This window comes from Streptomyces sp. NBC_00885 (genome assembly GCF_045207475.1).
In the GTDB taxonomy this organism is placed as follows: Bacteria; Actinomycetota; Actinomycetes; order Streptomycetales; family Streptomycetaceae; genus Streptomyces.
In genome coordinates, this window is the sequence record NZ_CP108796.1 from 3146573 (window position 1) to 3172809 (window position 26237).

The following is a 26237-nucleotide window of genomic DNA, read 5'->3' on the forward strand; positions in this document are numbered from 1 at the left end:
CGCGGGGATAGCGCTCGGACTGACCGGGCTCGTGGTCCCGCTGACGATGGCACTCGGCAGCGCGCCCGCGCACGCGGCCTCGTGCACGACGTCCACGGGCCCGTATCAGAGGCAGGTGGAGAAGTTCCTGGGCCGCCCGGTGGACGGAAAGCAGTCGGCGGCCGACTGCAAGGCGATCCAGACCTTCCAGGGCTGGCACGGCATCAAGCCGGCCATCGGCTACGCGGGCGTGATCACCTGGCGCACCATGAACACGATCCTCCAGCAGCGGGCGGCCGGAAAGACGCCCAACAAGGCGGGCAAGTGCCCGGTCAACAAGGGCCGTATCGCGTGCGTGGACCTCACGCGCCAGCTGACCTGGATCCAGGACGGCGCGAAGCTGAAGTACGGCCCGGTGCCGGTGCGTACGGGCAAGGACGGCACCGAGACGCGGACCGGCGCCAAGAAGATCTACTGGCGGAGCATCGACCACTGGTCGACGCTCTACAACGTACGGATGCCGTACTCGCAGTTCTTCGACGGCGGACAGGCATTCCACTCCACCACGAAGTCCATGTACAACCCGCCGGGCTCCGGCGGTTGTGTGAACATGCGGCCCGCGGACGCGAAGGCATACTGGAACCTGCTGAGAAACGGCGACGACGTCTACGTCTACGGGCGCAAGCCCGGAACCTGACCCCCACTGTCAGTCCCCTCCTGTAGGTTCCGAAGGGCTGGTGCCGATGGGCGACAGGGGTGGATGACCCGATGAGTGATCTGGCAACGACGAAGGATCTCGATTCCCGGCTTGAGCAGTACCGGCGCGAGCTGACGGGTTACTGCTATCGCATGCTGGGCTCCGCCTTCGAGGCGGAGGACGCCGTCCAGGACACAATGGTCCGGGCCTGGCGCAATTTCGAGAAGTTCGAGGGGCGCTCGTCCCTGCGCTCCTGGCTCTACCGCATCGCGACGAACGTCTGTCTGGACATGCTCAATGCCGGCAACCGCCGGGCCCGCCCGATGGATCTCACAGCACCCACCCCTGTGGCCCAGGCACAGCTCACCTCCCGTCCGGAGATCACCTGGCTGGAGCCGGTGCCCGACGGGCGGGTGCTGCCCTCGGTCGCCGACCCGGCCGAGACGGCGGTCGAGCGGGAGACGATCCGGCTGGCGTTCGTCGCGGCGCTGCAGCATCTGCCGCCCAAGCAGCGGGCGGTGCTGATCCTGCGGGAGGTGCTGGCCTGGAAGGCGAGCGAGGTGGCGGAGCTGCTGTCCACCTCGGTCGCCTCCGTCAACAGCGCGCTGCAGCGGGCGCGGGCGACGCTCGCCGAGTCGGAGCCGGCCACGACGGACGCTGCCGACCCGCTCGACGAGGAGCAGCGAAAGCTCCTCGACCGCTATGTCGCGGCCTTCGAGGGGTACGACATGAAGGCGCTGACGGCGCTGCTCCACGAAGACGCGACCATGTCCATGCCGCCCTACGACCTGTGGCTGCGAGGCCATGACGACATCGTGGGCTGGATGCTCGGCGTCGGTGAGGTCTGCCGGGGCTCGAAGCTGGTCCCGACCGTGGCCAACGGCTCCCCGGCCTTCGCGCACTACCACCCGAGCCAGAGCGGCGAGGGGTACGAGCCATGGGCGCTCATCGTCCTGGAGATCAGGAACGGCATGATCGGCGGGATGGACTTCTTCCTGGACACCAAGCGCTGGTTCCCGCTCTTCGAGCTGCCGCCGCTGCTGGACAAGGAGGGCTCGCCCACGGGCGGGGCGACGGGTTAGGGCCTGTCGTTCGGATAAGGCCGGGTCAGTGAGCGGGGTCTGGTGCGTGCGATCGCAAGGCGGAGGAAGGAGCCGACGCGGAGCGTCGGCGACTGACGACAACGCGGCATGGGGGCACCTCCCGTGCCCGAAGGGCTACGGGGGAGTGCGTGCCAGGGCACGCGAGCCCGGCAAGATCCGAACGACAGGCCCTCGGCCCGCGGTCAGACGACGGCCTCGCCGAAGCCCACCAGATCGAGGAGCGCCCGCAGCTCGGGCCGGGCGTCGTGCAGCCGGATCCGGCACCCCCGTCGCCGGGCGGTGAGCTGCAGCCGGGCAAGAGCGTTCACGGCGGCCAGGTCGGCATGGGTGAGTTCGCCGACGTCACAGATCACCTCGGTGGCATCGCTGTGGATGAGCCGCGCGGCCAACTCCTCGCACAGGCGCGGCACATCGGCCGGTGTCACTCTCCCGGCGATACGCACGACGACGGGCTGCGTGGCGTCCACACCGAAGGGACTGTCCCTGCGGCCGGAACTCATCGCGATACCCGGTCTGCGCCCATGACCCACCTTCCCGTCCCTCGCAGGGGCGGATATGCCCTGCTCTGTGGACCGCCCGGCGGGGCGAATCTCATCGGATCGTCGCCTTCCGGCACGAAAACGGGACCGGTGGCTCGCGCCGCCGGTCCCGTTCCCGTTCTCGTTCCCGTACTCGTTCGCGTACTGACAATGCGTCAGGCGATACGGTCCAGCACGATCGGGTTCGCGGTGAACTCCGTGCCCGCCGGTGCGATGTCGTACGCCGACTTCAGCGAGTCCAGCGCGTAGTCGAACTTCGAAGGGGTGTCGGTGTGCAGGGTCATCAGCGGCTGCCCCGCCGTCACCTGCTCGCCCGGCTTGGCGTGCAGCTCCACGCCCGCGCCGGCCTGCACCGGGTCCTCCTTGCGCGCGCGGCCCGCACCCAGGCGCCAGGCGGCGATGCCGACGCCGTACGCGTCGAGACGGGTGAGCACACCGGAGGCGGGTGCGGTCACCACATGCTGCTCGCGGGCGACCGGGAGCGTGGCGTCGGGGTCGCCGCCCTGGGCCGCGATCATGCGGCGCCAGACGTCCATCGCGGAGCCGTCGGCCAGGGCCTTTGCCGGGTCCGCGTCCTTGATACCGGCCGCTTCCAGCATTTCGCGGGCCAGCGCCAGGGTCAGCTCGACGACATCGGCGGGGCCGCCGCCCGCCAGGACCTCGACGGACTCGCGGACCTCCAGGGCGTTGCCCGCGGTGAGGCCGAGCGGGGTGGACATGTCGGTGAGCAGCGCGACGGTCCTGACCCCGCTGTCGGTGCCCAGCGCGACCATGGTGGAGGCCAGTTCGCGGGCGTCCTCGATGGTCTTCATGAAGGCGCCGGTGCCGACCTTGACGTCCAGGACCAGGGAGCCGGTGCCCTCGGCGATCTTCTTGGACATGATCGAGGAGGCGATCAGCGGGATGGCCTCGACGGTGCCCGTGACATCGCGCAGCGCGTAGAGCTTCTTGTCCGCGGGAGCCAGGCCGTCGCCGGCGGCGCAGATCACCGCGCCGGTGGTGTCCAGGACGTGCAGCATCTCCTCGTTGGAGAGCAGTGCGCGCCAGCCGGGGATGGACTCCAGCTTGTCGAGGGTGCCGCCGGTGTGGCCGAGGCCGCGGCCGGACAGCTGCGGTACGGCGGCGCCGCACGCGGCGACGAGCGGCGCGAGCGGCAGCGTGATCTTGTCGCCGACGCCGCCGGTGGAGTGCTTGTCGGCGGTGGGGCGGGAGAGCGCGTCGAAGTTCATGCGCTCGCCGGAGGCGATCATCGCGGCGGTCCAGCGGGCGATCTCCGTGCGGTTCATGCCGTTCAGGAGGATCGCCATCGCCAGCGCCGACATCTGCTCGTCGGCGACCTCACCGCGCGTGTAGGCGTCGATGACCCAGTCGATCTGCTCGGGGCTCAGCTCGCCCCGGTCCCGCTTGGTGCGGATGACGGAGATGACGTCCATGGAATTCCTCCAGAGTGGCTCAGAGTCGCTCTACGCGCATAGAGAAAGCGTAGGGGAACGGCCCTTCCGCTGGAGCGGAAGGGCCGAGGGACTACCCCAGATGCCCGGGGCCGAAGGCCTGCGGAAGCATCTCGGAGAGTGGGAGTACCCCTGCCGGGGTCTCCACCAGCAGCTCGGGGCCGCCGAATTCGTACAGCAGCTGACGGCATCTGCCGCACGGCACCAGGATCTCGCCGCGGCCGTCCACGCAGGTGAAGTGGGTCAGCCGGCCGCCGCCGGTGGCCTGCAGCTGGGAGACGAGGCCGCACTCCGCGCACAGGCTGAGCCCGTACGAGGCGTTCTCGACGTTGCAGCCGATCACCGTGCGGCCGTCGTCGACGCGCGCGGCCACGCCGACCGGGTAGGTCGAATAGGGGGCGTACGCATGCGACATCGCCTCGCGCGCCAGCTCGCGCAGCGCGTCCCAGTCGAACTCCCGGTCGGCGTCTCTCACTTGCCCTGGCCCCTCTTGTACGGCAGGCCGTCGGCCTTGGGCGGCCGCAGCCGCTGCGCGGACAGCGCCAGGACCAGCAGCGTGGTGACATACGGCGCGGCGTCCACGAACTGGCTGGGCAGCGCGTCGGTCAGTGCGTACCAGGCGTACAGGCCCGCGGCGACGAAGAGGCAGATCGCGGCCTGCCAGTGCTTGCTCTTGTACAGCTGCCAGGCGAACGCCAGCACGAGCAGGATCGCCAGCAGGAGCAGCATGGCGTGGACGTTCTCGGCGCCGCCGCGCAGCTTGAGGCTGTCGGTGAAGCCGAAGAGTCCGGCGCCCAGCGCCATGCCACCGGGCATCCAGTTACCGAAGATCATCGCGGCGAGACCGATGTAACCGCGGCCGCCGGTCTGGCCCTCCTGGTAGATACCGGTGGAGACGATGGCGAGGAAGGCACCGCCGAGTCCGGCCAGGCCACCGGAAACGAGGACGGCGATGTACTTGTACTTGTAGACGTTGACGCCGAGGGACTCGGCGGCGACGGGGTTCTCACCACAGGACCGCAGCCGCAGACCGAAGGATGTGCGCCACAGCACCCACCAGGTCCCCGGGACCAGCAGGAGCGCCACGATGGTCAGCAGCGACAGGTTGGTCACCAGACCGCCGATCGCACCGGCCAGGTCGGAGATGAAGAACCAGTGCCTGGCCTGCAGGTCCGCCAGCCAGTCCGAGAGTCCCGGAATGGTGATGTCGTAGATCTGGTCGATGCGCGGGGACTGCTTGGAGGAGCCGCCCTCGGCCTCGGCGAAGGTGAAGTTCGATACATAGCGGGTGAAGCCGACGGCCAGGATGTTGACGGCCACACCGGAGACGATGTGGTTGACGTTGAACGTGACCGTCATGACCGCGTGCAGCAGACCGCCGAGCGCACCGCCGACGATGCCCATCAGGACACCGGTCCACGGGCCCCACTGGTAGCCCGCCCAGGCACCGAACCAGGTACCGAGGATCATCATGCCCTCGAGGCCGATGTTGACCACACCCGCGCGCTCGGCCCACAGACCGCCGAGTCCGGCGAGGCCGATCGGCACGGCCAGTTGGAGGGCTCCGGCGACCTGGCCGACGGAGGTGAGGTCGTTGGCACCACTGATCACCCGGACCAGCGAGAACAGCGCGAGGCCGCCCGCGATGATCAGCAGGATCACGGGCAGGGACAGCTTGCGGCGTCCGCCGCCCTTCTTGGGCGCGGTGGACACCATCGAGACGGTGCTCGTGGACTCGCTCATGCCGCGACCTCCTCACTCTTCTTGGCCTGCGCGGCAAGCTCCTCGCCGACCTTCTGCTGCTGTCGGCGAAGTCCGTACTGGCGCACGACCTCGTAGGACACGACGACCGCGATCACGATCAGGCCCTGCATGATCGTGGCGATCTCCTTCTCGTAGCCGTGCTGGTCCAGCTCGGCGGAGGCCTTGTCCAGGAACGAGAGGAGCAGTGCGGCGAAGAAGATGCCGATCGGGTTGTTGCGCCCGAGCAGGGCGATGGTGATGCCCGTGAAGCCGACACCGACCGGGAAGCTCAGGCTGTACGTGTGGGTGTCGCCCAGCAGCAGCGGCAGGCCCGCGAGGCCGGCGACCGCGCCGGAGATCAGCATGGCGGTGAGGATCATCTTCTTGGCGTCGACGCCGCTCGCCTGGGCGGCGGACTCGCTGGCGCCGGTGGCGCGCAGGTCGAAGCCGAAGCGGGTGCGGTTGAGCGCGAACCAGTAGACGATGCCCAGCGCGAAGGCGACGAAGGTGAAGCCGTAGATGGTTCCGCCGTCGACGTCCACGCCCGGGAACCAGCCGGACTCGGGGATCTCTCCGGTGGTCAGGTCGTTGGAACCGGGCAGCTGCACACCGAGGTTGGCGGGCAGGATCATCCAGGCGATCAGGCTGGTGGCGATTGCGTTCAGCATGATCGTGGAGACGACCTCGCTGACCCCGCGGGTGGTCTTCAGGACACCCGCGATACCCGCCCAGATGGCTCCGACGCCCATGGCGACGAGCACGATCAGCAGGATGTGGATCGGGCCCGGCAGATCGACGTTGGCACCGACGACGGCCGCGAGCATCACCGCAAGGCGGTACTGACCGTCCACACCGATGTTGAACAGATTCATCCGGAAGCCGATGGCGACGGCGAGTGCGGCCAGGTAGTACGTACCGGTCGTATTGACGATGTTGACCTGTACGTCGGTGAACTGGGCCGTGTCGTACATGATTTGGTACGGCTCGATCGGATCACGGTCCGAGACGAGCAGCACCACCGAGGTGAGCACGAAGGCCACGACCAGCGCGAGCGCCGGGCCGGCGAGGCCCAGCAGCAGCCGTTCCTTGTCGAACTTCTTCATCGGCCCTCACCGTTCTCAGGCTGCTCGTGTGCTTCGAGGTGGCCGGTGGCAGCTCCGGTCATGGCCGAGCCCAGCTCCTCCGGGGTGATCGTGGCGGGGTCGGCGTCCGCGACCAGCCGGCCCCGGTACATCACCCGCAGGGTGTCGGAGAGCCCGATGAGCTCGTCCAGGTCGGCGGAGATCAGCAGCACCGCGAGGCCCTCGCGGCGCGCCTCGCGGATCTGGTCCCAGATCGCCGCCTGCGCGCCCACGTCCACGCCACGGGTGGGGTGCGCGGCGATCAGCAGCTTGGGGTTGTGGCTCATCTCGCGGCCGACGATCAGCTTTTGCTGGTTGCCGCCGGAGAGAGAGGCCGCGGTGACCTCGATGCCGGGGGTGCGCACGTCGTACTCGCGCACGATCCGCTCGGTGTCCTTACGGGCCCCCTTGAGGTCGAGCAGGCCCCGCTTGCTGTTGGGCTCCTCGGTGACATGGCCGAGGATGCGGTTCTCCCAGAGCGAGGACTCCAGGAGCAGACCGTGCCGGTGGCGGTCCTCGGGGATGTAGCCGATGCCGCCCTCGCGGCGCTTACGGGTCGGCGCGTGCGAGATGTCGTCGGTGTCGAGCGTGATGACACCGCCGTCGGGGATGCGCATCCCGATCAGGGCCTCGATGAGCTCGGTCTGGCCGTTGCCCTCGACACCGGCGACACCCAGCACCTCGCCCTTGTGAATGGTGAAGTTGATGCCCGCGAGGACCTCGCGGACGACGCCGTCGGGGTCGGTCACGGTCAGCTTCAGGTCGGAGACCTGCAGCATCGGCACGTCCGTCACCGTCGACTCACGGGTCTCCGGCGAGGGCAGCTCGCTGCCGACCATCAGCTCGGCGAGCTGCTTCGTGGTGGTGCTGTGCGGGTCGGCGGTGCCGACCGTCGTACCGCGGCGGATGACCGTGATCTCGTCGGCGACCCTCAGGACCTCGCCCAGCTTGTGCGAGATGAAGATGACCGTGAGGCCCTCGGCCTTGAGGTCGCGCAGGTTGTCGAAGAGCGCGTCGACCTCCTGCGGGACGAGCACGGCGGTGGGCTCGTCGAGGATCAGGGTGTGGACACCGCGGTAGAGGACCTTGAGGATCTCCACGCGCTGGCGGTCGGCGACACCGAGGTTCTCGACCAGGGCGTCGGGACGCACGTTCAGGCCGTACGCGTCCGAGATCTCCTGGATCTTCTTACGCGCCCGGGCACCGATGCCGTAGAGCTTCTCGCCGCCGAGAACCACGTTCTCCAGCACGGTGAGGTTGTCGGCCAGCATGAAGTGCTGGTGGACCATGCCGATGCCGCGCGCGATGGCGTCGGCCGGGCTGGAGAAGGTGACCTGGGCGCCGTCGACGGTGATGGTGCCCTCGTCCGGCTTCTGCATGCCGTAAAGGATCTTCATCAGGGTCGACTTGCCGGCACCGTTCTCACCGACGAGGGCGTGCACGGTGCCCTTGCGGACGGTGATGTCGATGTCGTGGTTGGCGACGACGCCGGGGAAGCGCTTGGTGATGCCGCGCAGTTCTACGGCGGCAGGAGGGCTGGACGCGTTGATGACGCACTCTCCTTGGCGGGAAAGGTGCCTGGAGGGCAGGCGGGACAGGCTGCGGAAATACGGGCAGGGGGTGGGGCGAAGCTATCGCGTCCCAGCGCGCTCTACGCGCGTAGCGCAGCCGAATAACAAAAACCGATGGCCAAAACCCGGGCCGGGGCCCGGAGGGGCGGCTGTGTGCCGCCGTCTCCGGACCCGCGTGCCTTCGGTCTTGGCGTGCCCGCGATTACGGAGCGGTCTTGACCTTGATCGTGCCGGCGGTGATGGCGGCCTTGGCCTTCTCCACCGCTGCGGTCACGTCGGTCATCTTGGTGTAGGCCGGGTTCGAGGCGGCCAGGCCCACGCCGTTTGTGGCGAGGCCGTAGCGGACCTCACCGGTCTGCGGCTTGCCGTCCTTGACCGACTTGATCACGTTGAACACGGCGAGCTCGACATCCTTGGTCACCGAGGTGAGGATGGAGGCCTTGTAGGCCGCGAGGCCCTTCTGGTTGTACTGGTCGGAGTCGACACCGATGGCCCACTTGCCGGCCTTGGACGTGGCCTCGATCGCGCCCGAGCCCGCCAGACCGGCGGCGGCGTAGATCACGTCGGCGCCTGCGTCGAGCTGGCCCTGCGCGGCGGCCTTGCCCAGGTCGGGCTTCGAGAAGCCACCGAAGTCCGGCGGCTGCGTCAGGTACTGGACCTTGACGGTGACGTTCTTCTTGGTGTCCTTGACGCCCTGGACGTAGCCCGCCTCGAACTTCTTGATCAGCGGGGTCTCGACGCCGCCGATGAAGCCGACGATGTTCGACTTGGTCACCTTGGCGGCGGCGACGCCGGCCAGGTAGGACCCCTGCTCCTCGTTGAAGACCAGGTTGGCGATGTTCTTGCCGGTCTTGGAGGTGTCGTCGATGAGGCCGAAGGTGGTGTTCGGGAACTTCGGCGCGACCTGGGCGATGGCGGGGGCGTAGGCGAAGCCGACACCGATCACCGGGTTGTTGCCGGCGCGGGCCAGCGACGTGAGGCGCGAGACCTTGTCCGGGTCACCCTCACCCTCGGTGGGCTCGGCCTCGGTGCCCTTGGTACCGAGTTCCTTCTCGGCCTTCGCCAGGCCGGCGTAGGCGGCGTCGTTGAAGGACTGGTCGCCACGGCCGCCGATGTCGTACGCGAGGGCGGCCTTGCCGCCATTGCCCGCGCTGGACTCGGAAGACGAAGACGAAGACGAATTGCCGCCACACGCGGTGACGGACAGCGCGAGAGCCGCGGACGCGATGCCCACGGTGGCGATCCTGGTGATCCGGCGCACTGAGGGGCTCCTTAAAACCTGACCGAAAGCGCCAGTTCCGGCGCTGGTTTCGCGGCGATCGTAACGCGCGTAGATGTCAGTTAAAGCCCTGTTCATGAGTCGTTATCGGATCGTCGCGAACAGGCCATCAGCTTTGCGCGCGGTAGCGGCTCAAGAACGCAAGCTACACCCGCCGGGCCGCCGCGCGGCCCTGTTACACGGCAGGGCAACTCATTTCCAGGAAACCACCCATGTGGGCGGCCGGACCAGAGGAGTACGCACGCGAGATGCTGGGGCGACTGCTCGCGTGAACCCGGCGGGGGCCTGCGGGGAACAGAGGGTGTGACCACACCCGCCAGAGACGGAGACCCTGTGATCGGCCCACCGGACACCACCGGCGGCGGCCATGACGACTCGGCCGTCATAGCAAGCTCGTTGGAGCGCCCCGAGGTCTTCGCCGAGCTGTACAGCCGGTACGCAGCCGACATCCACCGGTACGCCACCCGGCGGCTCGGTGACGCGGCCGCCGACGACATCACGGCCGATACGTTCCTCGCCGCGTTCCGCGCCCGCTCGCGCTACGACCTGGGCCGCGCCAACGCCCGCCCGTGGCTCTACGGCATCGCTGCCAACCTGATCGGCAAACAGCGCCGCACCGAAGTCCGCGCCCTCGCCGCGCTGGCCCGTACCGGGCGCGACCCGGTCGCCGAGTCCTGGGTCGACCACGCCGACGACCGCGTCACCGCCCAGGCCGCCCACGGGCCCCTGGCCGGCGCCCTCGGCTCCCTGTCCGGCGGCGACCGGCACGTGCTGCTGCTGGTGGCCTGGGCGGACCTGACGTACCAGGAGGTCGCCGAGGCGCTCTCCATCCCCGTCGGGACGGTCCGCTCCCGGCTCAACCGGGCGCGCAAGAAGGTACGGGCCGCGCTCGGCGACATCGACCCCACCCTCGTACACGACTTCGCTTCGGAGGTCACCCATGGATGAGATGCGGACGCTCAAGGACTTCCGCGCGGACGCACCCACCCCGGACCGCGCCCGGCTCGCCCCCGGCCATCAGCGCCTCCTCGACGAGGCCGGCCGCCCCAAGCGGCGCCTGCGGGGCGGTTGGTGGCTCGCGGCGATCGGCGCCGCGGCGGCGATCGCCGTGGTGGCGACGCTCGCCACGCTGTTGCCCGCGCCCCACGAGCCGGCAGCGTCGGATGTCAAGCCGCGGGCGGACCAGTGGATCTACCGCAAGACCGCGTGGCGCACGGTGAACTGCTCCTACGTAGCAAGCGGCAGCGGCTCGATGGAGTGGCTCGACCTCAACCTCGAATCCGACCGCCGACCCTGCGATCTGCACGGCGAGCAGTCCCGCGACGAAGAGGGGTGGGTCCGCTACGACGGCCGTAGGCCGATGCCTCGGGGTGCCGGTGCGGGCGCCACGCCCGAGGGCGTCGAGGAGTGGGTCGACGCAGGTGGCGACACCCTTTCCCCTCAGCAGGCGGACGCCCTGGTGGAGGACCTCCCGGACGACACCGATGCCGCCCTCCGCATGATCCGGAAGCGGTCCATTCCCAGCCGTGTGACCAGCGCGTGGCGTCTCACGCAGGCCCAGCGTGACTTCGAGGAGGTCGCGGAGGTGCTGGCGATGGCGACCCGGGTGCCCTCGGACAAGAGGAAGCTGCTGTACCGGATCGTCGGGGAACTGGACGGGGCCAGGACGGTGGAAGCCGGCCCCGAACCGGACGGTGGACAAGAGAGGCTCGTGGCCCTCGCGGTCGACGGCAATTACCGCGACTACTCCTACGAGCGGAACACCTTCCAGGTGCTGTTCGACCCGGAGACCTTCGCCTTCCGGGGCTTCCGGCTCGTCGCAGGGATGGGCTACTACGTCGACGGCAAGGCCTCCGGCGGCCCCTACGTGGCCAAGGGCACGGTGCTCGCCACCGCCGCGCGGGTCACCACGAAGGTCGTCGACAAGGACGGCGCCCGCACCTGAGACGTTCCCGCCCGCCCCGGCACGGGGGTCCGGGACGGGCGGGCGACGGGGCCGGCATGCCGTGGGTCAGGACACGCAGGCCCTAGACGCGGTCGGCGTCCAGCAGTGCGGCCCCGGTGAAGAGCTCGACCCCGACCTGGATCGCGTGCTCGTCGGCGTCGAAGTCACCCCGGTGCAGATCACGGCGCGTCGTGTCGCCGGGCGTGCGCACGCCCAGCCGTGCCATCGCGCCCGGGACGTGCTCCAGGTACCAGGAGAAGTCCTCGCCGCCCAGGCTCTGTTCCGTGTCCTCGATCGCGCCTGATCCACGGCGCGCCGTCTGCGCGTCGCGCAGCAGCTCGGTCACGACCGGGTCGTTGACCACCGGCGGGACTCCGCGGATGTAGTTGATCTGCGACTTGGCCCGGTGCAGCGTGGCGATCTCGTCGATCGCGGCGTGCACCAGGTCGGGGGCTGCGCGCCAGCCCGGCAGATCCAGACAGCGCACGGTTCCGGACAGTTCGGCGTGCTGCGGGATGACGTTGCAGGCGTGGCCCGACTCGATACGGCCCCAGGTGAGGGCGAGCCCGGAGCGGGCGTCGACGCGGCGGGCGAGCAGGGCGGGAACGTCGGTGACGATCCTGGCCGCGGCCGTGACCAGGTCGGTGGTCAGATGCGGGCGGGCGGTGTGGCCGCCGGGGCCGTCGAGTGTGACCTCCAGACGGTCGCAGGCGGAGGTGATTGGTCCGGGCCGCAGCCCGATGACGCCCGCGTCGACCCGGGGGTCGCAGTGAACCGCGATGATCTTGCCGACACCGTCCAGCACGCCGGACTCCATGGCGTCGGGCGCGCCGCCCGGCAGGACCTCCTCGGCGGGCTGGAAGATCAGCCGGACGGGCTGGGGCAGCAGCCCCTGCCGGTCGAGCTCGGCCAGCACGAGCCCGGCGCCGAGGACCGCGGTGGTGTGCACGTCGTGCCCGCAGGCGTGCGCCCGGCCGGGGACGGCGGAACGGTAGGGCACCTCTGTCTTGGTGTCGGGAATCGGAAGCGCGTCGATGTCCGCACGGATGGCGAAGAGGGGACGTACCCCGTCCCAGCTGCCGATGTCACAGATGAGCCCGGTGCCGATGGACAGCACGCGGGGCCTCAGCCCCGCCTTCTCCAGGCGCGCCTTGAGCGCCGCGGTGGTGCGGAACTCCTGGTTGCCGAGTTCCGGGTGCATGTGCAGGTCGCGGCGGAAGGCGATGAGCTCGTCGCGCAGCGGCTCGGAGAGCGTGCCTGGCAGTGCGGCTTCCCCGGGCTGGTCGGCCTCGGACTCGCGGGACATCAGTTGGTTCACCTGTTGAAGAGTAGGCCCAGACAGGGGTCAACTGACCACTGATCAACAAAAGTTCAACCCGATAGGGGAAGGAAAGGTGGCCGCGAGGTGCATAGTTGCACGCTCGTGTGGGTAAGCTCACTCCTCTTCTCTACCGTAGCGCGAGTGGGCGAGCGCGCCTCTTATGCGGGGGCAGGCAGCCGCTGGACATCGCGGGCCGTCCCCGTCACTCCCGCCAGAAATCCCTGGGCCCGCGGGGATGCGCTGTCTCTGAGCCACTCCGGGGCGATGTCGCAGACGGCCACCTGGACGCCCGTACCCACCAGGGCGAGCGGCAGGGTGTGCACGACGGTCGACGGAAAGCTGAGGACCGTACGGCCGATCGGGCCACGGCGGGCGATCAGCTCCAGCGGAAGGTCCGGGCGGACGATCTCCAGGCCGGTCTCGACGGCGAGGCGATGGAGCTTGTCCGAGCTCTCCCGGCGGTGGGCGAAATAGCGGGTGGCGCCGTGTGCACGGGCCAGGGCGGCAACCGCTTCCACATACTGGTCCAGGTCCACGACCCCCGTCTCGACCAGGGACGTGCCCACCAGGTCCGCGCCCCGGGTGATCTTGGGCGGGCCGAAGCGGGAGCGGGTCCACGCGAAGCGGTTCGCGGTGACGGTGATCCCGGGCGGCGGCTCCACCGGCATCGAGGTGAAGACCTCGACCTGGCGGCTGCGGGAGGGCGTGAGCCTGCGGCGGGCCAGAAAGGTGACGGGCGCGAGGACGAGTTCGCGCATGCCCCGCCTGCCGCGCCGGTGCCAGCGCACCAGCTTCTCGCCGCGCGCGAGCTGCGCGACGAACTCCATCGTGGCCGTGCCGTCGTCGACGACGGTCAGATCCCTGCTGCCGGTCATGGTGAGCAGCAGCTGTACGTAGCGCGAGAACGGGTCACCTATGACGATGCGCTCTGCCCGGTGGAGCATCGGGGCCAGCTCCCGCACCGTCTTCAGCGGGGCCTTCGTGCCGCCGCGCGCCTCCTGCCAGCGCACCGTGAAGCCCTCGTCGCGGGCCAGCTCCGCCATCCGGCGCAGCTGGCCCCGCGACATGGGGTCGGTGGGCGACAGGACGACCACCGTGAGTTCGGCGACCGGCAGACGTGCCGCCGCTGCCGGGCCGGTCGGCTGTGACGGGACCCGGTCCAGCGTGGCGCCGGGCCTGGAGTGGGCCCACTCCAGGACGTTCAGGAGCTGGACCGGACTCTCGACGAAAGCGAGATTCACTGAAGTTCACCTCGTGATGCCGGGACGGCCCGAGCGCCGCTGCGACCGGGGGTCCGGGGGATACTCCCCGGCGAGACGGAGCACTGACATTCACCTCGTGATGCCGGCTGTGCCGGCCCCGCCTGCCTGTGCGGCCGGGGGTCCGGGAAGGGCTTCCCGGGGTGAGACAGCACGGCGGCAGGGCCCGTCAGACCGCGGCCGGCTCGCGGTCGTCGGCCTCGGCGACGACGCCCGCGACGCGGCGCAGCTTCTTCATCGGGGCGAGCTCGGAGTCGTAGACCTTCTTGACGCCGTCGCCGAGCGCGGTCTCGATGGTGCGGATGTCGCGGACCAGGCGCTGCAGGCCGCCCGGCTCGACGGAGGCCGCCTGGTCGGAGCCCCACATGGCGCGGTCGAGTGTGATGTGGCGCTCGACGAAGGCGGCGCCGAGTGCGACCGCGGCGAGCGTGGTCTGCAGGCCCGTCTCGTGGCCGGAGTAGCCGATCGGGACGTTCGGGTACTCCCCCTGGAGGGTGTTGATGACGCGGAGGTTGAGCTCCTCGGCCTTGGCCGGGTACGTCGAAGTGGCGTGGCAGAGCAGGATGTTGTCGCTGCCGAGCACCTCAACGGCGTGACGGATCTGCTTCGGCGTCGACATGCCGGTGGAGAGGATGACGGTCTTGCCGGTGGCGCGCAGGGCACGCAGCAGCTCGTCGTCGGTGAGCGAGGCGGAGGCCACCTTGTGCGCGGGGACGTCGAACTTCTCCAGGAAGGCGACGGCCTCGGTGTCCCACGGGGAGGCGAACCAGTCGATGCCGCGCTTCTTGCAGTGCGCGTCGATCTGGCGGTACTCGTCCTCGCCGAACTCGACCCGGTGGCGGTAGTCGATGTACGTCATCCGGCCCCACGGGGTGTCGCGCTCGATGTCCCACTGGTCGCGCGGGGTGCAGATCTCCGGGGTGCGCTTTTGGAACTTGACCGCGTCGCAGCCGGCGTCGGCGGCGGCATCGATGAGCGCAAAGGCGTTGTTCAGGTCGCCGTTGTGGTTGATGCCGATCTCACCGGTGACATAGACGGGGTGGCCGGGACCGGCGGTCTTGGTGCCGAGGGTGCGCAGGCGGGACGGGCTCATGGGGGTCGTTCCTTACTTCTCGGGGGAGTTGTGGGACGTGGCGGGGGTTTCGCGGGTGTTCTCAGGGGTGTTGAGCGTCGGGCCGAGGAGCCAGGAGGCGATCTCACGGATCGCCCCCTCGCCGCCACGCGCGGAAGTGACGGCGCGCGCCGCGGCACGTACGGAGCCGTGCGCACTCGCGACGGCCACGGGCCAGCCGACGAGGTGGAAGCACGGAAGATCGTTGACGTCGTTACCGACGTAGAGCACCCGGTCGGGGGCGATGCCCCGCTCCTCGCACCACTGCTTCAGCGCGAGGTCCTTGCGGTCGATGCCGTGCAGGACCGGGATGTCGAGCTTGCGGCCGCGTGCGGCGACGACCGGGTTCTGCTCGGTCGAAAGGATCAGCAGTTCCAGGCCCGCCCTGCGCAGATGCGCGATGCCGAGGCCGTCGCCGCGGTGCACGGCGACCGTCTCGTGGCCGTCCGCGTCGATCCAGACGCGGTCGTCGGTCTGGGTGCCGTCGAAGTCCAGGACGACGGCGTCGACGGCGTCGCGCGCGGGCTGCGCGGGAGTGTCGAGGAGCGGCGCGAGCGCGCGGGCCCGGGCCAGGTCGTGCGGGTCGTCGACTTCGAGGACGCGCGCGGGGTCGGTGCGCACCAGCGCGGTGCGGCCGAAGAAGCGGTGACCGGCCTCCCGGAAGCCGGTGGCGGACATCGCGTACGCGGCCCCGGTCTCCAGGAAGTCCTGCGGCCGGTCCTGGCGGCGGGGCCGGAAGGACGCGTCGTGGTTGACGCCGTATCCGCGGGCCGCGGCGGTGTCGACGAGCACCGCGGTGGAGCCCCCGACGCGCTGGGCGCCGATGACCGCCTGGCCCGCGTCGCTCTCGTCCTCGCGCCAGACGAAGCCGTGGAAGGGGGCCACGGTGACCGCGCTGTCCGCGCCGCCCTCGATGACCGCGGACGCGACGCCTTCGACATCCTCGCGGGTGAGGAAGGGGCTGGTGCACTGGACCAGCAGGACCACGTCCACGGGCGCGCCGTGCATCGCCTCGTGGGCGTCCATCGCGTGCAGCACCGCGGCCTCGCTGGTGGCGGTGTCCCCGGCGATCGCGGCGGGACGCAGCACCACTTCGGCGCCCGCGGCGCGTGCCGCGGCAGCGATGTCCGCGTCGTCCGTGGAGACCACCACATCGGTGACCAGGCGGGCGGCGAGGCTCTCGCGCACGGCTCGCGCGACGAGCGGCACACCGGCCACGGGGGCCAGATTCTTGGCCGGTACGCCCTTGGAGCCGCCCCGGGCGGGAATCACGGCGAGAGTGGTCATCGGTGCTCCTGAGTACGGGAGTTGAAAGGTGGCGCCGGCGCGGGCGGGCGTCACAGTTCGCCCATCCGGCGGATGACGGGGGCGACCCGCTGCACGCCGTGGCGGTACGCGCCGCGCGCCGCGTTGCGTACGGCCTCGCGCACCACGCGCCGAAGCGCGCTGGTCTGCGACTTCGGGGCCGCGCCCGGCAGCGGGGTGCCGTCGGGAGCGAGGTGGTGGCGGGCGAGGATGCCGGGCAGATAGCCGGGCGCGGTGGCGGGGGTGTAGTACGGCGCGATCGGCGCGAGCTCCGGCCGCTCGATGAGTTCGGCGACGCGCTTGCGGGCCGCGTCGAAGGCCGTGTCGTACGCACCGTCGGCGGCGACGCCCTGCCGCGCCAGCCAGTCCTGGTCGGGGACCGGACGGTGGCCGCCGTCCAGCTGGTCCCAGGAGGCCAGCAGCCCGGAGCCGAGGAAGTGGTGGTTGCCGAGCGCCTCGCGCACGCCCAGGTCGCTGAGGACCGCGGTGGGCACACCCCGGTGCAGGGACTCCAGCGCGGCCGTCGAGGAGACCGTCACCAGCAGGTCGGTACGGTCGAGAACCTCGCCCATGTGCCCATACACGAGGCGGAAGTTGGGCGGCAGTCCGCCGGGCAGCCTGTCGGCGAGCTTCTGGTAGGGCAGCTCTTCGAGGTGTGTGGTGTGCTCGCCCGGCTTGGAGCGCAGCTTCAGCAGCACCTCGCGGTGCGGGTGGAGCCTGGCGTGCTCGACGAGCCGGCGCAGCAGATAGGTGCGGTCGGCGCGGGACTCGGGCACGGAGGGCTGGGCCGCGAAGACGACGGTGTCTCGGCCTTCCTCGGGCTCGTAGGGCGCGCCGCCGAGGAAGGGCAGCGCGGCCTCGGTGACGGACGAGGCATCGGCGCCCACGCCCTCGTACACCGCGCGGAATCGGTCCGCGTCGTGCCGGGAGTTGGCGAGGACGACATCCGCGCCCTGCCGCAGCAGCAGGCCGTCGGCGAGCTTTTCGTATACGACTCCGACGTAGCCGGTGACGACGACGGGCCGCTCGGCCAGACGCAGCGCGGCCATTCCGTGGAGCATCGCCTGGACGGCGCCGCCGACGAGGGCGAGCACGACCACGTCGTACCCCTCGTCACGTATCGCCCGCAGGAACTCGTTCCCGGTGACCTCGCGCAGCTCGTCGGCGCTCACGTTGACCTCGGCGAGCTGGCGGGCCGTGGGAGTGGCCCGGCCGCGCAGCAGAAAGCCGCTCAGCTCGACGGGGTTCGGCGCGTCGTCCGGGGCGATACGGCGCGCGGTGAGCGCGCCCCATTTCCACCGGGTGTCGGAGTCGGCGAGCACGGCGACCCGTACGGCCTCGCTGGTACTTGATGGCACGTCGAGGACGTTAGAAAGGCATTCCGTTTGACGGCCCAACTGGACCGCAACAGATGGTTAACAGCGAGTCGACGGTTGGCGAAAATGCCAGGGAATGAGGCCGGTTAACCATTCCGCCATTCTTCGTTCACCCATCATCTCTCCCAGGGACAGGGCGAATGCCGGGTGGCGACCTAACCTCACGCGGGTGGTTAAGCTCTCCGTCATCGTGCCGTTCTACAACGTGCAGACATACGCGCCCGACACACTCAGAAGTCTCCAGGCGAACGCCCGCGACGACTTCGAATTCCTGCTGGTCGACGACTGTTCGACGGACGGGACACCGAAGATCCTCGAGCGCGCGGAGCGTGAGGTTCCGGGAGCTCGGCTGATCAGACATGAACAGAACGGCGGGCTCGCCACCGCGCGCAACACCGGCCTCGACGCGGCGAGCGGGGAGTACATCACCTTCCTGGACGGCGACGACTGGCTGGCACCCGGCCACTACGAGACGCTGCTCACGGCCATCGAGGAGCTGGGCTGCGACTTCGTCCGCACCGACCACGTGCAGTGCACGGCAAGGGCTCGGACGGTCCACCGTGTTCCGGTCGGCCGGCGCGGCGAGGTGTTGCGGCCGCGTGACGCGATCCTGCCGGCGGACCGCTCCACCGGCGTCGACTATCCGATGGCATGGGCGGGGATGTACCACCGGCGGCTCGCCGAGCGCGGGCTGCTGCACTTCACCGACGGACTGCGCACCGCCGAGGACCGGCCGTGGATCTGGCGGCTGCACCGCGAGGCGGAAACGTTCGCCGCGATCAGCCACTTGGGGATCTTCTACCGACGCGGCGTTGCATCATCCCTGACACAAATCGGTGACATTCGGCAGCTGGATTTCATCCGCGCATTCGACCAGGTGCTCGAAGAAACGGCGAAGGATCCCGATTCTGCTCGCCTTCTTCCAAAAGCCGTGCGAACGTACTGTGCCGTTATTTCCCACCACCTGGGATCAGTTGAGAGGTTCGAACCCGCAGTGGCGCGGAAATTGCGTGCAATGAGCGCGGCGGCGCTGAAACGGATGCCGCAGGACATTTTGAAGGAAGCGCTCGACTCGATGGACTCCGAGCGCGCGTCCAGGCTGCGCAGGCTGCGCCGCCGCCCCTCTCTCTCGGCGGAGGCCGCGGCCTGATGCGTACGACCCAGATCTTCTACGCGTCCTCCCTGTACGGCGCCGCCACGCTCGCCGCCGCGATCGACAGCGGCGCCTTCGCCACCGCCGACCGGCGCCTGCTCCTGGTCGCCAACAACGCCACGACGCCCGAGACGTCGCCCCCGCTCGACGCGATGCCCGGCTTCGAGCAGCTGCGCGGCCGCTTCGACGGGGTGCTGTCCTGGAACGAGGCCATCGCCCCCTTCCATCCGGGAGGCTGGTCCCCGCGCCAGGACGACATCCCGATGTGGGAGCGGTATCTGCGGATGCTGTGGGACCTCGGCGACGACAGCATCGAGCTGGCGGTCGAGTCCATCCAGGTCACCCCTGCGCTCGCGATCGCGCAGCTCTTCCCGGACGCCAAGCTCGACGTGTACGCGGACGGGCTCATGAGCTACGGCCCCACCCGCAACAAGATCGACCCGCTGGTCGGCGAGCGGGTGCGCACGCTGTTCCACCTGGACCTCGTACCGGGCCTGAAGCCGCTGCTGCTCGCGGAGTTCGGCGCCGAGCCGAAGGTCGTGCCGACCGAGGCCTTCGTCAAGGTCGTCGCCGAACTCGCCGACACCGTGACCGACCTGGCACCCGTCGAGGGCGACGGTCCGGCACTGCTGCTCGGCCAGTACCTCGCCGCGCTCGGCATCATCACGCACGAGGAGGAAGAGACCCTCCATGTGCGGATGGTGCGGGGCGCGGTCGCGCTCGGCCACCGGCGGATCGTATTCAAACCGCACCCCACCGCGCCGGCGTCCTGGACGCGCGCGCTGGAGCGAGAGGCGGAGGCGCTGGAGGCGGAACTGACCGTCCTGGACCGGCCGATCATCGCGGAAGCGCTCTACCGTCAGCTGCGGCCCGCCCTGGTGGCGGGCTGCTTCTCGACCGCGCTCTTCACGGCGAGCACCTTCTACGGCATCCCCGTCGCCCGGATCGGCACGGAGCCGCTGCTCGACCGGCTCACGCCGTACCAGAACAGCAACCGGATCCCGGTGACGCTCGTCGACGCACTGGTCCCCGACCTGGCGCTCGGCGAGTCCGGCACGCCCAAGGAGGCGGACGACACGCTGAAGGGCCTGGTCACCTCGGTCGGCTACGCGATGCAGCCGCAGCTGCGGCCGGATCTGCGGGAGGCGGCGGTGGCGCATCTCGGCCGCCACCTGGACTCGCGCACGATGCGCTACTTCAAGCGCCGCAGGCTGACGGTGCTGGGCCTGCCGGGAGGGATCCCGGTCCCGCGGCACGCGGCGGTGCGACGGGTGGTACGCAGGGCGCGCCGCCTGAAGCGGGTGGCGCTGGGCTGAGTCTTCAGCCCGTCCGGCGTTCGAGGACATGCGGCCGCAGGTCGCATACGGGGGCGGGGACAAGGCCCGCCGCAGGCGCTACGCGCGCCCCCGCAGCACCGCTCCCACCCCCGCCACCACCGCCGCCAGCCCCACCTCGAACCCCTCCGCGTGGCCGCGGAAGATCTCCTCCCCCGCCGCAGCCGCAAGCGGATACTCCGCGAGCCGCTCGGCGCGCGCCGCAAGGTCGTACCCCTCCGCGCCCGTCGCCGGATCCGGCCCCATCGACTGTTCCTCGATCACGTAGCCGATCGTGTAGCTGTACGCGGTGAGCCACGCCCGCGCCGCCGCGCCCGGCGTGAAGCCCGCCTCCGTGAGCAGGCGCAGATGCGCCTCCATCGGCGCGGCGTAGCTCGTGTCCGTGAAGTGCGTACCGCTGTAGACCTTCGCGCCGTCGCGGTAGCGCAGCAGATGCTCCCGCAACCCCCGCATCGCCGCGGCGAGGACCTCCGGCCAGTCGCCCCGCGGCTCCGACGGCGCGAGGTCCGCCGCCATCCGCCGCACCATCTCCGTGGCCATCTCGTCGAGCAGCGCCTGCTTGTCCTTGAAGTGCCAGTACAGCGCTGGCGCCTTGACGTCGAGTTCCTTGGCGATCGCGCGCAGCGTCAGCCCTTCCAGGCCCACTTCGTTGAGCAGGCGAAGGGCGGCCCGCGCCACCCGGGTCCGGTCGAGTCGTTCAGCAGCCACCTTGACAATTTAACAGCGTTAAGCGCATCCTCCCAACCATGGAACTTAACAGCGTTAAGGAAACTGACGTACTGGTCGTGGGGGCCGGACCCACCGGGCTCGCCCTCGCCTGCGATCTGACCCGCCGCGGCGTGCGCACCCTCGTCGTCGAGCAGTCGGACGCCCTCTTCCCCGGCTCCCGAGGCAAGGGCATCCAGCCCCGCACCATGGAGGTCCTCGACGACCTGGGCGTGGTGGACGCGATCCTCGCGTCGGGCGGGGCGGCCCCGGTCGGGATGGTCTGGCAGAACGGCACCCGGCAGGGCGAGCACGACATGTTCGAGCGCCCCGGGCCCACGGATTCCGCGCCGTACGGCGAGCCCTGGCTGCTCCCGCAGTGGCGGACCCAGCAGATCCTGCACGCCCGGCTGACCGAGCTCGGCGGCAGCGTCGCCTTCGGCACCACCCTGACGCGGATCACCCAGGACGAGCACGGCGTGAGCGCGCAGCTGTCGACCGGGACGGTGCGCGCCGCCTACGCGGTCGCGGCCGACGGCGGCCGCAGCACGGTGCGCCGCGCGCTGGGCATCGCGATGACCGGCGAGGACGTCGACCCGGCGCCGATACTGGTCGCCGATGTCCGCATCCCCACCCTTGACCGGCTCAACTGGCACGTCTTCCCCGGCGACGGCGCCGGCTATCTCGCCCTCTGCCCGCTGCCGGGCACGGACGACTTCCAGCTGGTGGGCCAGATCACCGACGGCGAGCCGGACATCTCGTCCGCGGGCGTACGTGCCCTGGTCGCCGCCCGCACCCATCTGACCGCCGACGAGGTCACCGAGATCCTGTGGGCATCGGACTTCCGGCCGCGCGCGGCGATGGCCGAGCGCTTTGGTGAAGGGCGGGTGTTCCTGGCGGGCGACGCGGCCCACGTGCACTCCCCCGCCGGCGGACAGGGCCTCAACACCAGCGTGCAGGACGCGTACAACCTCGGCTGGAAGCTCGGCCAGGTACTGCGCCACGGCGCGCCCGCCTCACTGCTCGACACCTACGAGCAGGAACGGCTGCCCGTCGCCGCGCAGATGCTCGGCCTGTCGACTCGTATCCACCGCGGCGAGGAGCAGCGCGGCGCGGCCACGATGCAGCTGGGCCTCGGCTACCGCGGCGGCTCGCTCGCCTCCGGCTCCGCGGGCGCCCTGGAGGCGGGAGACCGCGCCCCGGACGGCCCGCTGCCCGGCGGGCGTCGGCTCTTCGACCTCTTCCGCGGCCCGCACTTCACCCTGCTCGCGGTCGGCACGGACGCCGAACTGCCGCCGCTGGACGGAGAGTTGGTGCACATACACCGCATCGAGGCGTACGAGCCGTACGGCAAGGGCCTCTTCCTCGTACGCCCGGACGGCTATGTCGGCTGGGCGGGCGAGGACACGACCGGCCTGAGTGACTACCTGGCGAAGGTCACGCGCTGCTGAGCGAGAGCTTCACCGCGAAGCCCAGGAAGAGCGCGCCGGCGGCCGACGTCGCTCCCGCAGACAGCCGCTTGCGGCGGCGGAAGGCAGCCGCCAGATGGGTGCCGGTGAAGATCAGCAAGGTCAGATAGAGGAAGCTGGCAAGCTGCGCGAAGACGCCGAGCACGACGAAGGACAGCGCCGGATAGGCGTATCCGGGATCGACGAACTGCACGAAGAAGGCGATGAAGAAGAGGATCGCCTTGGGATTGAACAGGCTGATCACCAGCGCCTTGCGGAACGGCCGCTCAGCGGCGGGCGCATCGGCGGGTGCCGACTGCTCGGCGGTCAGCTCCCGGCGGCTGCGCCACATCGACCACGCCGCCCGCAGCATCCCGACCGCCAGCCAGGTCAGATAGCCGGCGCCCGCGAACTTCACGATCCCGAAGAGCAGGGAATTGCCCTGAAGCAGCGAGGCGACGCCCGCCGCGGAGAGCACCATCAGCACGGTGTCGCCGCACCACACACCGGCGGCGGCCTTGTAGCCCGTACGCACGCCACGGCGCGCGGCGACCGAGAGCACGTACAGCGAGTTCGGCCCGGGCAGCAGAACAATCAGGACAAGGCCTGCGAGATAGGTCGGCAGATCGGTAACACCCAGCATGAGGCGGAGTGTCGCACATGGGTACGACACTCCGCCTTTGTGTTCCGTATCGCGGAATGGATCAGAAGCAGATGCGCGCACCGAGCATGGTGCCCCCTGTCGTGGGGAGAACCACGACCGGCCGGGCAGCGGCTGAAAGCGTCGCACCCTCGGGGAAGCTCAGAACGCGTCGGTCGGGACGTACGTCCCCCACACGGCGCGCAGTGCGTCGCACACCTCGCCCACCGTCGCCCGCGCTTTGAGCGCGTCCTTCATCGGGTACAGCACGTTGTCCGTGCCCTCGGCCGCCTTGCTCAGCTCCGCGAGCGCCGCGTCGACGGCTGCCTGGTCGCGCTCGGCCCGCAGCCTCGACAGGCGCTCCGCCTGCTGTGCCTCGATCGCCGGGTCGACCCGCAGCGGCTCGTACGGCTCCTCCGCATCCAGCGTGTAGCGGTTGACGCCGACCACCACCCGCTCGCCGCTGTCGGTCTGCTGCGCGATGCGGTACGCGCTGCGCTCGATCTCGTTCTTCTGGAAGCCGTGCTCGATCGCGCTGACCGCGCCACCGAGGTCCTCGACCCGCCGCATCAGCGCCAGGGCTGCCTCCTCGACGTCGTCCGTCATCTTCTCGACGACGTACGAACCCGCGAAGGGGTCCACGGTCGCGGTCACGTCGGTCTCGTACGCGAGGACCTGCTGCGTGCGCAGGGCGAGCCTGGCCGACTTGTCCGTCGGCAGGGCGATGGCCTCGTCGAAGGAGTTGGTGTGCAGCGACTGGGTGCCGCCGAGCACCGCCGCGAGGCCCTGGACGGCGACCCGCACCAGATTCACCTCGGGCTGCTGCGCGGTCAGCTGCACCCCGGCCGTCTGGGTGTGGAAGCGCAGCATCAGCGACTTGGGGTTCTTCGCGCCGAACTCCTCACGCATCACCCGGGCCCAAATGCGGCGCGCGGCACGGAACTTGGCGACCTCCTCCAGGATCGTCGTACGGGCGACGAAGAAGAAGGACAGGCGCGGCGCGAAGTCGTCGACGTCCATGCCGGCCGCGACCGCCGTACGCACGTACTCGATGCCGTCCGCGAGCGTGAAGGCGATCTCCTGCGCGGGCGAGGCCCCGGCCTCCGCCATGTGGTAGCCGGAGATCGAGATGGTGTTCCACTTCGGGATCTCGGTCTTGCAGTACCTGAAGATGTCGGCGATCAGCCGCAGCGAGGGCTTGGGCGGGAAGATGTAGGTGCCGCGGGCGATGTACTCCTTGAGCACATCGTTCTGGATCGTGCCGGTGAGCTTGTCCGCCGGCACGCCCTGCTCCTCGCCGACGAGCTGGTAGAGCAGCAGGAGCAGCGCCGCGGGGGCGTTGATCGTCATCGAGGTGGAGACCTTGTCGAGCGGGATCCCGCCGAACAGGACGCGCATGTCGTCGATCGAGTCGATGGCGACGCCGACCTTGCCGACCTCGCCGTGGGCGAGCGGCGCATCGCTGTCATGGCCCATCTGGGTCGGCAGGTCGAAGGCCACCGAGAGGCCCATGGTGCCGTGGGCGATGAGCTCCTTGTAGCGGGCGTTCGACTCGACGGCGGTACCGAAGCCCGCGTACTGGCGCATCGTCCACGGACGGCCGGTGTACATCGACGGATACACACCGCGGGTGAAGGGATACGAGCCGGGCTCACCCAGCTTCTCGGCCGGGTCCCACCCCTGAAGGGCCTGCGGCCCGTAGACCGGTTCGATGGGCAGTCCCGACTCGGACTCGCGCGCCATGTCTGTGCCTCCGCTGAAGCTACTCGTTGGTAACCAACCTCGCGACGGACTGTAGTGGCGGGTCCCCGACGGATGGAGAGCCCCGCGCTGGGACCTGGGGCCTGTCTTTCGGATCTTGCCGGGCTCGCGTGCCCTGGCACGCACATCTGCCGCGTTGTCGTCAGTCGCCGACGCTCCGCGTCGGCTCCCTCCTCCGCCTTGCATCTGCACGCACCAGACCCCGCTCACTGATCCGGCCTGATCCAAAAGACAGGCCCTGGCTCACAACCGTCCGCACGGCTTTCTCCCCATCATGCGCGGGATTGCGCAACCGAGCAGGCCGGGAATCTGTCTCATGAGGCACAGCAGATACAGGGGGGCGACATGCTTCGGAAAATCGTCATACGCAGATCACTCGCCGCGGCCGCGGTGCTCGCCGTGACCGCGGGGTGCACGGCCCAGGCCGCGACCGGCCGCCCGGCCGACTCGAAGGCGGGGAGCACGGCGTCCGCGCAGCCGCCGTCTTCGTCGGATCCGGCCACGCCATCGGCGAAGCCGAGTGGGAAGCCCGGAGACAAGCCGGGTGAGAAGCCGAGTGAGTCGGCTTCCCCGAAGCCCAAGGTGCTCATGGCAAGCGGCACCAAGAGCGAGCAGGTGCGTGAACTGCAGGCCAGGCTGGCCCAGATCGGCTGGTTCGACGACACCCCGACCGGCACCTACGGTCCGGTGACGGTCGCCTCGGTCAAGGGCTTCCAGGGCAAGCGGGGGCTGCCGACGACCGGTGACACGGACACCGTGACCTGGCAGCGGCTGCTCGGTATGACGAAGGAGCCGACGCGCGACGAGTTGGCGGGCAGGACGGTCAACAAGCCGTCGGCGAAGCTGGATCCGCGCTGTATGACGGGCCGGGTGATCTGCGTCAGCAAGACCACCCGCACGCTCTCCTGGGTGGTCGACGGCAAGGTGCGGTCGACGATGGACGTGCGCTTCGGCTCGCAGTACACGCCGACCCGCGAAGGCGTGTTCAGCGTGTTCCACAAGTCGCGGGACCACGTCTCGACGATCTACCACACGTCCATGCCGTACGCGATGTTCTTCAGCGGCGGCCAAGCGGTGCACTACTCCGCGGACTTCGCAGCCCGTGGCTACAACGGCGCGTCGCACGGCTGCGTCAATGTCCGCGACAAGGGAGCGATCGCCTCGCTCTTCAACCAGGTCAACAACGGCGACAAGGTCGTCATCTACTGGTGAGTCGAGAAGGTCAATGTAAGGGGCGCGGGCGGGACCGGGGGAACGTGTCCCGCCCGCGCCATTTGCGCCGAGTCGTAGGTACGGGGGGAACCCCGGCTCAGGCGCAGCCGATGACCAGTCGGCTCACTTTCTACTGCGTCACCGGCTCGAAAAACGTCACACCTGGTGGGTCCGAAACTCGATC

23 protein-coding genes are annotated in these 26237 nt (G+C 69.8%); 8 read left to right on the forward strand and 15 right to left on the reverse strand.

Annotation, left to right across the window (positions count from 1 at the left end; translation table 11 throughout):
- The first annotated feature begins 46 nt into the window (after positions 1–46).
- Both OHA61_RS13920 and OHA61_RS13925 read left to right on the forward strand, forming a co-directional pair.
- Positions 47–676, forward strand: coding sequence for a L,D-transpeptidase (locus OHA61_RS13920; RefSeq protein WP_324972814.1), 630 nt, complete (start codon positions 47–49; stop codon positions 674–676).
- Between the two features lie 71 nt (positions 677–747).
- A complete protein-coding gene (locus tag OHA61_RS13925) occupies positions 748–1758 on the forward strand; it encodes a sigma-70 family RNA polymerase sigma factor (protein ID WP_406303315.1) in 1011 nt (336 codons plus the stop codon).
- Positions 1759–1961: 203 nt separating this feature from the next.
- Here OHA61_RS13925 and OHA61_RS13930 read toward each other — a convergent pair whose 3' ends face one another.
- The 7 genes from OHA61_RS13930 to OHA61_RS13960 form a co-directional block, all read right to left on the reverse strand.
- Positions 1962–2279, reverse strand: coding sequence for an STAS domain-containing protein (locus OHA61_RS13930; protein ID WP_406303316.1), 318 nt, complete (start codon positions 2277–2279; stop codon positions 1962–1964).
- A gap of 194 nt (positions 2280–2473) precedes the next feature.
- A complete protein-coding gene (locus tag OHA61_RS13935; protein ID WP_406303317.1) occupies positions 2474–3751 on the reverse strand; it encodes a thymidine phosphorylase in 1278 nt (425 codons plus the stop codon).
- A 91-nt stretch (positions 3752–3842) separates the two neighbouring features.
- The gene (locus OHA61_RS13940) at positions 3843–4244 is read right to left on the reverse strand and encodes a cytidine deaminase (RefSeq protein ID WP_406303318.1); all 402 of its coding nucleotides are present in this window, start codon (positions 4242–4244) and stop codon (positions 3843–3845) included.
- Entirely contained in the window at positions 4241–5512 is a 1272-nt protein-coding gene (locus OHA61_RS13945; RefSeq protein WP_406303319.1) for an ABC transporter permease, read from the reverse strand. The genes OHA61_RS13940 and OHA61_RS13945 overlap by 4 nt, the downstream gene beginning before the upstream one ends.
- Positions 5509–6615 carry an ABC transporter permease gene (locus OHA61_RS13950; protein WP_406303320.1) on the reverse strand — a complete coding sequence of 369 codons (1107 nt, stop codon included), beginning with the start codon at positions 6613–6615 and terminating at the stop codon, positions 5509–5511. The genes OHA61_RS13945 and OHA61_RS13950 overlap by 4 nt, the downstream gene beginning before the upstream one ends.
- A complete protein-coding gene (locus tag OHA61_RS13955) occupies positions 6612–8150 on the reverse strand; it encodes an ABC transporter ATP-binding protein (RefSeq protein WP_406307351.1) in 1539 nt (512 codons plus the stop codon). Before OHA61_RS13955 ends, OHA61_RS13950 begins: the two co-directional genes overlap by 4 nt.
- A 256-nt stretch (positions 8151–8406) precedes the next feature.
- Positions 8407–9465 (reverse strand): BMP family protein, encoded by a 1059-nt coding sequence (locus OHA61_RS13960; RefSeq protein WP_406303321.1) that lies wholly within the window; start codon positions 9463–9465, stop codon positions 8407–8409.
- A 351-nt stretch (positions 9466–9816) separates the two neighbouring features.
- Between OHA61_RS13960 and OHA61_RS13965 the strand changes: the two genes are divergently transcribed.
- Both OHA61_RS13965 and OHA61_RS13970 read left to right on the forward strand, forming a co-directional pair.
- Positions 9817–10431 (forward strand): RNA polymerase sigma factor, encoded by a 615-nt coding sequence (locus tag OHA61_RS13965; protein ID WP_406303322.1) that lies wholly within the window; start codon positions 9817–9819, stop codon positions 10429–10431.
- Entirely contained in the window at positions 10424–11428 is a 1005-nt protein-coding gene (locus OHA61_RS13970; protein WP_406303323.1) for a hypothetical protein, read from the forward strand. Before OHA61_RS13965 ends, OHA61_RS13970 begins: the two co-directional genes overlap by 8 nt.
- 82 nt (positions 11429–11510) lie before the next feature.
- Here the strand turns inward: OHA61_RS13970 and OHA61_RS13975 are convergent, their stop codons facing one another.
- The 5 genes from OHA61_RS13975 to OHA61_RS13995 all read right to left on the reverse strand — a co-directional run bounded on the left by OHA61_RS13975 (position 11511) and on the right by OHA61_RS13995 (position 17782).
- The gene (locus OHA61_RS13975) at positions 11511–12734 is read right to left on the reverse strand and encodes an amidohydrolase (RefSeq protein WP_406307352.1); all 1224 of its coding nucleotides are present in this window, start codon (positions 12732–12734) and stop codon (positions 11511–11513) included.
- 173 nt (positions 12735–12907) lie between these two features.
- Positions 12908–13990, reverse strand: a complete 1083-nt coding sequence (locus OHA61_RS13980) for a hypothetical protein (RefSeq protein WP_406303324.1) — start codon at positions 13988–13990, stop codon at positions 12908–12910.
- 187 nt (positions 13991–14177) lie between these two features.
- Positions 14178–15101: an N-acetylneuraminate synthase family protein gene (locus tag OHA61_RS13985; protein WP_266486854.1), complete on the reverse strand. Its 924-nt coding sequence runs from the start codon at positions 15099–15101 to the stop codon at positions 14178–14180.
- Positions 15102–15113: 12 nt separating this feature from the next.
- Positions 15114–16406 (reverse strand): cytidylyltransferase domain-containing protein, encoded by a 1293-nt coding sequence (locus OHA61_RS13990; protein WP_406303325.1) that lies wholly within the window; start codon positions 16404–16406, stop codon positions 15114–15116.
- Positions 16407–16456: 50 nt separating this feature from the next.
- The gene (locus tag OHA61_RS13995) at positions 16457–17782 is read right to left on the reverse strand and encodes a DUF6716 putative glycosyltransferase (protein ID WP_406303326.1); all 1326 of its coding nucleotides are present in this window, start codon (positions 17780–17782) and stop codon (positions 16457–16459) included.
- Positions 17783–17969: 187 nt separating this feature from the next.
- Here OHA61_RS13995 and OHA61_RS14000 point away from each other — a divergent pair, with 187 nt between their 5' ends.
- Both OHA61_RS14000 and OHA61_RS14005 read left to right on the forward strand, forming a co-directional pair.
- Positions 17970–18950 (forward strand): glycosyltransferase family 2 protein, encoded by a 981-nt coding sequence (locus OHA61_RS14000; RefSeq protein ID WP_406307353.1) that lies wholly within the window; start codon positions 17970–17972, stop codon positions 18948–18950.
- Positions 18950–20269, forward strand: coding sequence for a polysialyltransferase family glycosyltransferase (locus OHA61_RS14005; protein WP_406303327.1), 1320 nt, complete (start codon positions 18950–18952; stop codon positions 20267–20269). The genes OHA61_RS14000 and OHA61_RS14005 overlap by 1 nt, the downstream gene beginning before the upstream one ends.
- A 78-nt stretch (positions 20270–20347) precedes the next feature.
- Here OHA61_RS14005 and OHA61_RS14010 read toward each other — a convergent pair whose 3' ends face one another.
- Positions 20348–21004: a TetR/AcrR family transcriptional regulator C-terminal domain-containing protein gene (locus tag OHA61_RS14010; protein ID WP_406307354.1), complete on the reverse strand. Its 657-nt coding sequence runs from the start codon at positions 21002–21004 to the stop codon at positions 20348–20350.
- A gap of 29 nt (positions 21005–21033) precedes the next feature.
- On the opposite strand from OHA61_RS14010, the gene OHA61_RS14015 reads away from it, so the two are divergent.
- Complete coding sequence (locus OHA61_RS14015) at positions 21034–22443, forward strand: FAD-dependent monooxygenase (protein WP_406303328.1); 1410 nt, start codon at positions 21034–21036, stop codon at positions 22441–22443.
- Here the strand turns inward: OHA61_RS14015 and leuE are convergent.
- Positions 22430–23083: a leucine efflux protein LeuE gene (gene leuE, locus OHA61_RS14020; RefSeq protein WP_406303329.1), complete on the reverse strand. Its 654-nt coding sequence runs from the start codon at positions 23081–23083 to the stop codon at positions 22430–22432. The two genes, OHA61_RS14015 and leuE, sit on opposite strands and share 14 nt — an antisense overlap.
- 159 nt (positions 23084–23242) lie before the next feature.
- Positions 23243–24823, reverse strand: coding sequence for a methylmalonyl-CoA mutase (locus tag OHA61_RS14025; protein ID WP_406303330.1), 1581 nt, complete (start codon positions 24821–24823; stop codon positions 23243–23245).
- Positions 24824–25186: 363 nt separating this feature from the next.
- Here OHA61_RS14025 and OHA61_RS14030 point away from each other — a divergent pair, with 363 nt between their 5' ends.
- Positions 25187–26053, forward strand: a complete 867-nt coding sequence (locus tag OHA61_RS14030) for a L,D-transpeptidase family protein (RefSeq protein ID WP_406303331.1) — start codon at positions 25187–25189, stop codon at positions 26051–26053.
- Positions 26054–26237 lie beyond the last annotated feature (184 nt).

Excerpts from the sequence above, each read along its gene's own strand:
- OHA61_RS13920 (WP_324972814.1), top strand. The coding sequence starts at position 47 with ATGGCACTCGGCAGCGCGCCCGCGCACGCGGCCTCGTGCACGACGTCC.
- OHA61_RS13925 (WP_406303315.1), top strand. The coding sequence starts at position 748 with ATGAGTGATCTGGCAACGACGAAGGATCTCGATTCCCGGCTTGAGCAG.
- OHA61_RS13930 (WP_406303316.1), bottom strand. The coding sequence starts at position 2,279 with ATGAGTTCCGGCCGCAGGGACAGTCCCTTCGGTGTGGACGCCACGCAG.
- OHA61_RS13935 (WP_406303317.1), bottom strand. The coding sequence starts at position 3,751 with ATGGACGTCATCTCCGTCATCCGCACCAAGCGGGACCGGGGCGAGCTG.
- OHA61_RS13945 (WP_406303319.1), bottom strand. The coding sequence starts at position 5,512 with ATGAGCGAGTCCACGAGCACCGTCTCGATGGTGTCCACCGCGCCCAAG.
- OHA61_RS13950 (WP_406303320.1), bottom strand. The coding sequence starts at position 6,615 with ATGAAGAAGTTCGACAAGGAACGGCTGCTGCTGGGCCTCGCCGGCCCG.
- OHA61_RS13970 (WP_406303323.1), top strand. The coding sequence starts at position 10,424 with ATGGATGAGATGCGGACGCTCAAGGACTTCCGCGCGGACGCACCCACC.
- OHA61_RS13975 (WP_406307352.1), bottom strand. The coding sequence starts at position 12,734 with ATGTCCCGCGAGTCCGAGGCCGACCAGCCCGGGGAAGCCGCACTGCCA.
- OHA61_RS13985 (WP_266486854.1), bottom strand. The coding sequence starts at position 15,101 with ATGAGCCCGTCCCGCCTGCGCACCCTCGGCACCAAGACCGCCGGTCCC.
- OHA61_RS13990 (WP_406303325.1), bottom strand. The coding sequence starts at position 16,406 with ATGACCACTCTCGCCGTGATTCCCGCCCGGGGCGGCTCCAAGGGCGTA.
- OHA61_RS14005 (WP_406303327.1), top strand. The coding sequence starts at position 18,950 with ATGCGTACGACCCAGATCTTCTACGCGTCCTCCCTGTACGGCGCCGCC.
- OHA61_RS14015 (WP_406303328.1), top strand. The coding sequence starts at position 21,034 with ATGGAACTTAACAGCGTTAAGGAAACTGACGTACTGGTCGTGGGGGCC.
- leuE (WP_406303329.1), bottom strand. The coding sequence starts at position 23,083 with ATGCTGGGTGTTACCGATCTGCCGACCTATCTCGCAGGCCTTGTCCTG.
- OHA61_RS14025 (WP_406303330.1), bottom strand. The coding sequence starts at position 24,823 with ATGGCGCGCGAGTCCGAGTCGGGACTGCCCATCGAACCGGTCTACGGG.
- OHA61_RS14030 (WP_406303331.1), top strand. The coding sequence starts at position 25,187 with ATGCTTCGGAAAATCGTCATACGCAGATCACTCGCCGCGGCCGCGGTG.